9 protein-coding genes are annotated in these 10,123 nt (G+C 48.2%); 6 read left to right on the top strand and 3 right to left on the bottom strand.

Translation table 11 applies throughout. The annotated features are described in order from the left end of the window. Positions 1–180 (top strand): hypothetical protein (locus MHN01_RS07425; RefSeq protein ID WP_239410739.1); only part of this gene is annotated, 180 nt, incomplete at its 5' end. A gap of 447 nt (positions 181–627) precedes the next feature. Here the strand turns inward: MHN01_RS07425 and MHN01_RS07420 are convergent. After that, positions 628–963 (bottom strand): polymer-forming cytoskeletal protein, encoded by a 336-nt coding sequence (locus tag MHN01_RS07420; protein WP_239410740.1) that lies wholly within the window; start codon positions 961–963, stop codon positions 628–630. Positions 964–971: 8 nt separating this feature from the next. Next, a complete protein-coding gene (locus MHN01_RS07415; protein WP_239410738.1) occupies positions 972–1,922 on the bottom strand; it encodes a M23 family metallopeptidase in 951 nt (316 codons plus the stop codon). A gap of 137 nt (positions 1,923–2,059) precedes the next feature. Here MHN01_RS07415 and MHN01_RS07410 point away from each other — a divergent pair, with 137 nt between their 5' ends. The 5 genes from MHN01_RS07410 (at position 2,060) to MHN01_RS07390 (ending at position 9,044) form a co-directional block, all read left to right on the top strand. Beyond that, positions 2,060–2,962 carry a LysR family transcriptional regulator gene (locus MHN01_RS07410; RefSeq protein ID WP_239410737.1) on the top strand — a complete coding sequence of 301 codons (903 nt, stop codon included), beginning with the start codon at positions 2,060–2,062 and terminating at the stop codon, positions 2,960–2,962. Positions 2,963–3,077: 115 nt separating this feature from the next. Beyond that, entirely contained in the window at positions 3,078–4,304 is a 1,227-nt protein-coding gene (locus MHN01_RS07405) for a DUF3179 domain-containing (seleno)protein (RefSeq protein ID WP_239410736.1), read from the top strand. 161 nt (positions 4,305–4,465) lie between these two features. Further along, the gene (locus tag MHN01_RS07400) at positions 4,466–5,980 is read left to right on the top strand and encodes a hypothetical protein (RefSeq protein WP_239410735.1); all 1,515 of its coding nucleotides are present in this window, start codon (positions 4,466–4,468) and stop codon (positions 5,978–5,980) included. Positions 5,981–6,178: 198 nt separating this feature from the next. Further along, positions 6,179–7,738 carry a hypothetical protein gene (locus MHN01_RS07395; protein WP_239410734.1) on the top strand — a complete coding sequence of 520 codons (1,560 nt, stop codon included), beginning with the start codon at positions 6,179–6,181 and terminating at the stop codon, positions 7,736–7,738. Positions 7,739–8,057: 319 nt separating this feature from the next. Further along, entirely contained in the window at positions 8,058–9,044 is a 987-nt protein-coding gene (locus tag MHN01_RS07390) for a DUF3187 family protein (RefSeq protein ID WP_239410733.1), read from the top strand. Positions 9,045–9,072: 28 nt separating this feature from the next. Here the strand turns inward: MHN01_RS07390 and MHN01_RS07385 are convergent, their stop codons facing one another. Beyond that, positions 9,073–9,993, bottom strand: a complete 921-nt coding sequence (locus MHN01_RS07385) for a LysR family transcriptional regulator (RefSeq protein WP_239410732.1) — start codon at positions 9,991–9,993, stop codon at positions 9,073–9,075. Positions 9,994–10,123 lie beyond the last annotated feature (130 nt).

The raw sequence follows: 10,123 nt of genomic DNA, 5'->3' as shown, positions 1-10,123 counted from the left end.
GATACACAGGAATTTCCCAGTGAGGTTCTGTCCCTGTATGACCAGATTATCAATGACGCTACAATACAAATTAAAGCATTGAGTAGCATTTCCAGAATTGATGAAACGTCCATAACCTTATCTGTGGGAATCGCATCCAAAGAAGTTATTACAGAGAACGCAGACAAGCCATACAGCTAAGCTTAGTGGTATGAGACCAAACTTTGGGACTTACACGATCACTCTCGTTCGTTACCGATTTAACGTAACACCCGTTCTATGCACCATGAAAATAGGTCTGCTATTGGCTGGCCTATTGTTGTGTCTCGTTTAGGGAAAGAGATTAGAAAATGTATAGCAAAATAGCTCTGCGAAATTGTGAATGAGCTTTAGCTCTAACTAAGAATGGGGCAGGAATGAGTTAGAGGAATCTCTCGGATCTGGTCAAGCTATAAAAATCACACTTCCAGATTATGTCTAACCTAATCCAACTAAGCATAATCGGAGGTTCATTATCAGCCTGATGGTCTCACTAACAAATCTCCCCCTCTAAATAACTCGTAAAGGGGGAGTTTGTTGGCATTGATTCATTAGGTAGATCTCATTACAACTAACTCATTACGCCTCTCACTGCCGCATAGCGAATCATTATTCATTGCTTGCTTTTTTATTTGTCGCCTTCTTTAACGGCTTTGTCTCTGCCTTGTCTCTCGGTGATAGCTCAACAACTTGCTCTTTTTCTGCTGGGTGTGTACTGCCGAAGAACTTGCCGCCTTGCTCAATGCTCAAATTATCACAGTAAATAGTGCCTGATATTTTCCCGCTCTCGATAATTTCTATGGCATTGGCGTAACAGGTACCTTCGATAAGTCCATTCACAATAATTTTATCGGCATAAATCTCACCCTTAATGCGCCCAGATTTGCTAACCACTAAGTTTTTATCAATCCGTAGCTTACCTTCGATAATGCCATCAACCTGAATATCGCACGTTAGCTGGAGCTCGCCAGTGATATTGCATCCCTTTGCGATGACAGTTGTAGTTGCATGCTGACTTGTTGCTTTACTTTGTTTGTTAAAGATACCCATTTAACCTTTTTCTCTTTTTCAAAAATAGATTCAAAATTATTAATATCCCAGTCGACAAATGGGCGAGGGTCTAGTGCCCTACCTATAAAGCGGACTTCATAATGCAAATGCGGGCCTGATGACAAACCTGAATTACCGGAATACCCAATTAAGTCTCCCTTGCTGACAAAATCACCGCTTCTTACAGCAAATTTCTTCAGATGGGAATATGATGACGTAAAGCCAAAGGAGTGCTGCAAGCGCAAGAAGTTTCCCGACCCTTTGTTGTTTGGTCGTACCGTCTCAACAACCCCGTCTGCAGGCGCATAAATTGGCGTACCTATATTCACCGCAAAATCCAACCCTCGGTGTAAGCGTTTTGAGCCTGTCACCGGGTGTATGCGTACGCCAAACTGAGATGACTGCCTGGCATTTCTAACAGGCGCTCCATTGGGTAGACTTTTAAGGATAGCCACTCGGACAGCCGAATTAAGCTCAGCCACATCCAAGCGGGATTCCAGCTGCATATCACCATCGGCATTGACACCCAGCATATTTTCCAGGCTACCCAGTCGTTCAGATACCGTGATCAGTTGGTTATCCCGTTCTTTTAAATCGTGTTCAAGCTTTCTTCTCTGGAACTCTAGCGCATTAAGATCCTTGCTTAACGAAAAGGACAAGCTCTCCAACTCTTGATGCTTAGCCCGCGAAAAATCGACCTCACTGAGAAGGTATACGACTGTGCCAGCAATCAGTAATGAAGCGACCAACAGTGAAGCGGCAACCCAGCGAACAGCTTTTTGTTTCGCCTTCCCTAGATAGAAGTATTCGGAGCCATTTATCGTGGATACCGAAATAGTGATACGATCCTTCATGTCATTGTATGTTTAACAGCTGGCCTTATTAATTCATAAGCGACGGCTACGACAATCTCTTAAGGGAGCCTGCCTATTGATCTGCAATTGTTTCGTTGTGATAGTATTTACCGTTTAGGCACCAGAGAGTTGTTCGAGTGAAACTGGATGATATGGAACTGTTTGTTAAGGTGGTTGAGCAAGGTAGTTTTACCAAAGCCGCCGACTATTGCGAGATCCCCAAATCGACGGTCAGTCGCCGTATCCGCGATCTGGAGCAAAGCCTGAAAACCCGGTTATTGGAGCGAACGACCCGCCGTCTACACCTCACCGAAGTCGGTGAAGCCTTTTTCCACAAGGCACAACAAATTCTGCAGGAAGTCGAAACCACCGAGAAAGAAATTGCCCAGAAGCAGGGGGACTACTCAGGTAAACTGACCGTCTATGCCCCTGACTGCATTCTTGAGCTCTGTGTCGATCATGTCGCCCAGTTCTGCCAGGACTATCCGGACATCTCGCTAAATTTGCATTCGGACTCGCAGCCGCAACATCTGATGGCCGAGAAACGCTTTGATTTACAGCTCAATATTGGCGAGCAGCCGGATTCTTCGTTTATTGCCCGTCCACTGGCAACTCTCCACTTCGACTATTTTGCCAGCCCGGATTATCTGGCCGCTCACGGCGTGCCTAAAACGCCAGCAGACCTCCAGCGCCTATCAACCCTGACTCTAACCCAAGGTAACCCCAAGGCGATGGCTTGGCGTTTCCACCAACAAGAATTGCCCCTAAACCATAAGTGCTGTGTAGACTCCCCCTATGTATTAAGGGCGCTGGCCGTCGCTGGCCAGGGCATATGTTGCCTGCCGACAATCATGGTGAGCAACGAGATTGCGGCTAACAAGCTCGTTAGGCTATTTGACGGCCAATACGCCTTTCAACAAAACTTGTACGGTGTTTACCACTCCCGACGCTATGTGCCCAACAAGGTAAAACTGCTGCTCGATGAGGTTGAGATGCTCCTGCAGGCAAGGATCGACTCGCTCGAAGAAGGCATCAAGTAACACGGTTTTTATTGTGCCATTTACTGGCACAGTTCATTCCAAGCGGGGCAGTTTATCCTCAAATGTGCCCCCTTTAGACTCACTCCATCAGCACAATCAGAGTGAGTCTAACGAGATGAAAGACATTATCAAGCAACACTCCAAAATCATCTTCTGGGTAAGTATGCTCATTGCCCAGGTCATTGGAGCCTACCTTTTTAAAGACCTGGCCGATATCAGCCAATGGGTTGTTCAGTCGCCAAGGGAGACAACAATATGGGTCTGGAATAACCGATGGATGCTAACTCTGGTTGGGTTTGCAACCATTGCAATCACAAGCTTCCTAAAATACAAACAACGCGACATTGTCGGCAACAAGACATATATCTCTCTTACGGTCCTTTTTGCTTTCACTTTTTTCTGCGGCATGATCAATCCGCACATCATGATGCGTGCAAGAATGGATAACGGCGTTTTCGTCTCTATCGAGGAAGCCAAGAAATACGTCAAACCTTACGAAAGCGTCATCGTACTAGAGATCAACGGTAAAGCACGCGCGCATTCCGACAAGCAGTTGCTGCGCCCTCATGTGGCAGGTAACGGCGAGCTGGGCGGCGAAAATGTTGTTATGACCTACTGCGGCCTCACCAATCTGGGTATGGCCGTTACGCCAGAGATCAACGGTCAACCACTTGATCTTGCACCAATGACCCAGCTAGAAAACAACCTGGTTATGTATGACAAGATCAGTGGCGAGCCGATTCAGCAACTATGGGCTCAAAGTGAATCTGATCGTAACAACGGCTCGGAGGCCAAAATGCGCGAGTGGCCAACCTTCCGGATGCCATTTGAGAAATTTGCCATGGCATACCCTGATGGCGAAGTCTACGTGAATGATTATCTGGTAGAAGGAATGCGCCCATCATTCTGGGAAAACCCATTTCTGGCGATTTACGACCCAATCATGGAGCTGATTTTCAAACTCGCGATTGGACACCAGAAAACCAATGACGAACCAACATTCCCGACTATCGAACATATTGACCCTCGTCTGCCGAGCAAGCTACTGGTTCATGGTCTGAACATTGATGATGACTATGTCGCCTACACCGAAGAGTTTGTCCGCGAGCAGAGCTCACCAATTAACGCGACCATCGGCGGTAAAGAAGTAGTTATCAGCTACGACGAAGAGTTCAAGAGCCTGGGTGTTTTCTACAACACGACAGGAAAAACGGTCACCGAGGTCGATTTCTACGGCCAGACGCCAAACGGCAAGCTACCTCGCGTAGAGTCCGTCAAGGCCGGTGCCTTCTGGCTCATCTGGGCGAACTTCTTCCCGGAAACCGACATCAACCGGGTATAATCCTCAAACACTACCTATCAAAGCAATGACCTCGCTGTCATTGCTTTTTTCTTTCAAAACAACACTTACATCACTTCCGGTTTCACTCGATAAAACCAAATCACGCTTAAACTAATACAGAAGAGAGTCTTTTGTTTTGGTAATGAGAAGGTTGGCAACCAATGGTCCGACAGTTTACTGCTCAGAAATTTATAACTCGATGTTTAGTCGCTCTACGGGCCGTTACCTTACGTTTACTGGTTCTAATCATCAGCCTCACTACCGTATCATGTGCCAACCTGCCAGAACCCATACCAGAAAGCGTTTCCGAGCGGCTTCAGAATTATCCGTTTGCAGTCCAAAATTGTGCCTTTCAGTTAGTCGACTTCAAGCGGACAGTTCAACAACAAGGCGTACAGGATGTACAACACCTCTGGGTTCCGCGCTACCCGCATCTTGCCTTTGATCGTTTCAGCCTATCACTTATTCCAGAGCTCACATCACCGCAAAGCAAAGAACAATGGCTACACTATGTGGCCCGGCTGGCTTCCGTTCAGAGAGAGGTTGAGCACCAAAACCTTGCCAATAAAGCCGGTTTCGATATTGAACACAACGATAAATGTGCTCGGCAACTCACCACTATCGCACTCAATGACCGTCAGTTTTGGCACCAGTTGCGCCAATATCCGCCTCACATTCAGTCTAACTATCAAAACTGGCAACGGGTTCTTGGCCTCTACCCTATCAGCAAGTTACTGGCAACCCCTGCCATTGATACCGAAAAGAAACGAATTATCAGTGGCTTTATCTCCCCCTTGGATAAAAACACTATCACTTATGCAGCCACCGCCGCCTCACCGCTCCACCCCCAGGAAATCCAATCCTGGTTCACACACACCAGCCAGCAATCTCACCTAGGATGGCCCCTGCTTTCCGAGTATCAAATCGCCCGGCTGTCGGCACATTATTCACCGGAGTTTCTTATCGAGTCAGCATCACTCGATGATAAGCCCGGTCTGGTGGCATACCACTCAGGCGGCCAACCCTATGTTAATACCAGCAAGCCGACGCTGTATACCAGCCACAGCTATACCCGGTTTCATGGCCAGATCCTATTGCAGCTAGAGTACAGCCTATGGTTTGCCAACCGGACAGCAACCTCCACGCTCGATCCTTATGCTGGTCAATTCGACGGACTCCTTGTCAGGCTAACTCTCGATAGCCGGGGCAGGCCCTACATCCTCGACAGTATTCACCACTGCGGCTGCTACCATATGGTTTTTGCCCTGGATCCACAGCTCAAGTTCGCTAAACGCAATACGCGCATCGAGGCACCGATCACCATGCATATTAATCCAAGGTCCGATGCAGCAACTCTGCAGGTCACAGTCTCTAAGGGAGATCATATGGTGAAAAGCTTACGCTGGGTTGAAAACAGTGCTCTGCCACGTCAGCTCAATGTACTCGGCTATCAGCAATTGCGAAGCCTGCCGCTCAAGAAAAGCCGACACAAAAGTCTGTTTGACGAACAAGGGATGCTGATGGCCAGCACACGTTTGGAGCGGTGGTATCTATGGCCGTTCGGTGTCAAATCACCGGGTACGATGCGCCAGGTTGGCCATCATGCCATTGCCTTTATTGGAGAGAGGCATTTTGATGATGCCGATATGTTAAGCCCGCTTTTTCAAAAGCCTTAACGGTTAAACCCAAGCTACCAGCACTACTCCCTACTGGGTATTTTGCCGAAATCCAAAATATCCATCAAACCACCTAACTATACTTAACACAGCATAATCAAAGGAGTCGGTGCCATTCATTAAGGGTTTGAGCTAACAATGATTGTATGGGCATTGGGATGTTGCCCACACATGTCGAATGATCCCGAGAGTCCGACCATGAAAATCTACCAAGGTATACTCATCGCCTTATTGTTCTCACTACTGTATTCCAGCACGGTGAGTGCAACACATCGTGATTCGCCACCTCCAGAGCGGTTACCCATAACTCAGCTACACTCAGGTTCCAACGCTATTTTCTTTGATCAAGTCAATTTTGACTTGGTAATAGGCCCTATCACCAACAGCGACTGGGGCCAGTTCAGAGTCAAGCCAGCAAAACTGACTGATCGGGGTAAGCCCCTCGGCACTGGTTATATCAATGTTTTTACTTATCCAGAAAACCGCGGCGGGGAAGCCGTCTGGGCAATCAGTAATCTATTTGTGTCTGCCCCCACGGATTCGAATAGTAATAACCACAGAAAAACAGTAACGATTAAGCATGCTGACAATAGGCAGCTTGCCCAGTATGAACGACGCCGTCAGCCCAATACACCAGACTCAGCGCCTGAGATGGCAGTGTATTTTGACTTGCGCCCCGGTGAAGATGGCCAAGGCAGCCTGCGCCGAATTCGTGCGACCGTTCTATTCTCACCCCAACCTTTGCCGACAATTGAAGATGTTGCCCAGATCGCCAAGCGTTTCTCACCGAGAACCTTTCGAGTGAATCCAATTGTGGTCAATGCCGAAGGAGCTGGCCATGTCGACGGACGTATCAGCCCAGCTTCATCCACTATCCCGAACTCACTCTCGCTGGGACGACCACCTCAACCTATAACACCGGCCCCGGGACTTCCGGATGATTTACTGTTCCCGATTCAGGTGATACAGGCTGACCAGCCCAACCTTGATGCGGGACGAAACCAATGTGTGCCGATGGCACACGCCAATGCACTGCAATACCTGGAAGACAGATACGATAATCTGCCTCTGGCATGGCGCTTCCCGCAGCTTCATATTCGCGGTATCGGGAAAGTGACCTCGGCCGGTGATGTGCTTATCTGGGAACCAGTGCCTGAAAATAGCCTGGTTGCCAACATCGACAGCTACGGACGGCGCGCCGGTGTCCTTGACCTCGATACAGGTAGCTATACGACGTTTTGCGGATTAATCCGAGGGGTATTCGGCTATCTAGCCGACCCTGTATCCGGTACTTTCGACACCACGGAATTTCGTCATCAGGGCAGCGACTCAACAACATTAGGTAGCGGGGCCGACTGCGACAACGGTACCGTCATCATGGACGGAATCACTTCACAACGAGAAGGGCTCAATCCAACCTGGGAGTGGATGTTCAACGAGCTTGTTCAAGGCCGTGCCGTGACGATTCTGTTTAGTTGGTATGATGTCGACGGTGATTGGACAGGCGGACATAGCGTCAGAGTCTATGGTGCCGCCAAACTCGATAACCGGCATTATATTTACACTCTCGACGATGGCAGCCAGGGAGATAATTTCAGCAATCTCACCTCGCCACGAACTCAACAATGGGAAGTTGCCGATACCGGCCAGCCCGGTTTGGACGGCGTACCTGACGGTCGTCTCAATATGAATGGCATGAGCTGGGAAATTGACTTCGCTCTCTCCTATGAAGCGAAACCGACATTGCTCATTCCCTAGCTTCTGATCACCCCAATACGAGCAGGAGCCGTAGCCAACGGCTCCTGATCTCTCCTTCCTGTGAATGGAAACATCAGTCTTCCCCTCCCCCTTTCTCGAACGTAAGAAAAGGTTGCAATACTGAACAGCCACTTTCTAACACGTTTCACTACAATCAAGATGAGTTACCGAAGAATTCGTCGACCCTGCTCAGTGGTAAAGGTATCTATTTCATTGCTAATTCAGACTGATTCAGAAACTGGTCAGGCAAGTTAAGTTATACAAGATACCTATCAACTATTTACACCAATAATAACAACAGAGACAAAATGGCATTGTGATGAATACACGCAGTATCACGCTTTTCACTTTATCTGGGGTTACGGCACTCTTTGGCTCCAACTATGCAACGGCAGAGGGCATTACCCGCTTTGATGACTACGGTCCGTTGAGAACTTACGCCCAATCTCCTGTCCAGTCCAATAGCCTTACACCGCTTGTGCGCAGCGGCTTTAGCTACCAGCCTGGAACAGTGGAAGTCTATACCACCGGAACCATTGCCAGTGTTTGGGCACATACCGAAGAGTACAATGCAGACTACTACCAAAATGCCATATCCGTTGGCGGCCAGTGGCAGATCAATAGCAAATGGCTCGTCGAGCTCGACTATACCTATCGGTTTGCGGCCAATAACCACCTGGACAGCTTGACCTCCGCCTTTCATGACGTCTTTGGTATCAGCCAGAACGGGCGCGATGAAGTCGACAAACACTCCTTTGATATTTCGGTTCCTCAATACGGTGTCGAGATCCATGACTTCAACCGCGAAACCCTCGGCAGTGCGCTGACCTTCTACACCAGCTACCAGTTACTGGAAACCAAACGACACGGCTTATCGATCGGTGGCTCACTGTACTACAACTATGTACCGAGTGGTCCGTTTGAAACCAGCAACTTTGAGCAGGCGGTGCAGCTCAATTACAGCTATCGACGTGACAGACACATGTTTTACAGTATGCTTGGCATGTCATATCGCAATGACGACGAAGTACTTGGCAATCTCCCCTACAACTCGGTGGCCCTGTCGTTCGGTGCCGGCTATCAGTTCCAGTTAACTGAAAAGCATCGGCTACTTGCTGAGTACCATATCTATGAAGGGGCGACCGATGCCGCGTCCGATCTGTCCAAACCCTCCAATGAAATTCTGCTCGGCTATCGTTACCACATGAAACGCAGCGCCATTGAGTTCTCGATGATCGAAAATGTCTTTAATATGGATAACAGTACCGATATCGCCTTTACCCTCGGCTACCGTCATCGGTTCTGATTTACATTGTAAACTATGCCGTCATTAGCTAAATCTTTTCCTTGTTTAGCATATTCTCCAGATCGCGCTCAAAACGCTCTATCAGGTAATCGATGAAGATCCGTAGCCGTTTGGGGAGCAGCTTACGCTGCGGATAGACAAAGCTAATGGGGGCATGAGGCATTTCCCAATCGGGCAGCAATTGCACTAGTCTGCCAGCAGCAAAATGTTCGCGACAGAGAAACTCAGGCAACATGGCAACGCCCAACCCATCCAGGCAAGCCATTAGTGAAGCCGTAATGGTATTGACTCTCAGCCGGTAAGGTAAATCAATAAAGACTTCATTATCAGCTTGCATCAAATGCCAGTTGGGCATCTTTACTGCCTTATTATAGATTTTCACCTGATGATGGGGCGCTTTAAGATCTGCGGGAGTCGTGATCGGTCCATACTGCGCGAGATAGTCCGGGCTGGCAGCCATGACTCGCTTTGTCGTATAAAAAGGCCGGGCAACCATACTCGAATCTGAGACCTCACCTACCTGGGCATACAGGTCAATACCTTCCCCGATGATATCAACTTCACGGTTGGTCTGTTCAAAGTGTACGGTGACATTGGGATACAGTTTTAGAAAGTCGTTGATGTAAGGACCAAAGACCTTTTGGCCAAGCTCAACCGGCATCACCACGTTTAACCGTCCTCTGATCAAATCCTGATTTGCCGTGACTTCCAGTTCGGCCTGCCCCAAAATTTCAAGCATCTGCAGACATGACTGATAGAAAGCTTCCCCTTCTGGCGTCAGGGTCAGACTTCGGGTCGAACGCGTGATCAAGCGCACACCTAAATGTTGTTCAAGCTCGGCAACTTTACGGCTTACTGTCGACTTTGTTAAATCCAGCGTTTCTGCCGCTTGGGTAAAGCTTCCACATTCAACAACTTGAGAGAAAATAGCAACGGTATTGAGATCCATTTTGCCACCTATTAATTCGATTCCTGCAACAGTGTTTCCTTTTTCTCCTATCTAATCAACTAATCATTCTCGCTTACACTTTGTAACACAAAAAACCCATCGAATTTCACCACCAACAGAAGCCTCATGA

Origin of the sequence: Photobacterium sp. OFAV2-7 (genome assembly GCF_022347985.1) — a bacterium.
Lineage (GTDB): Bacteria > Pseudomonadota > Gammaproteobacteria > Enterobacterales > Vibrionaceae > Photobacterium.
This window is presented reverse-complemented; position numbering and strand designations above follow the sequence as displayed.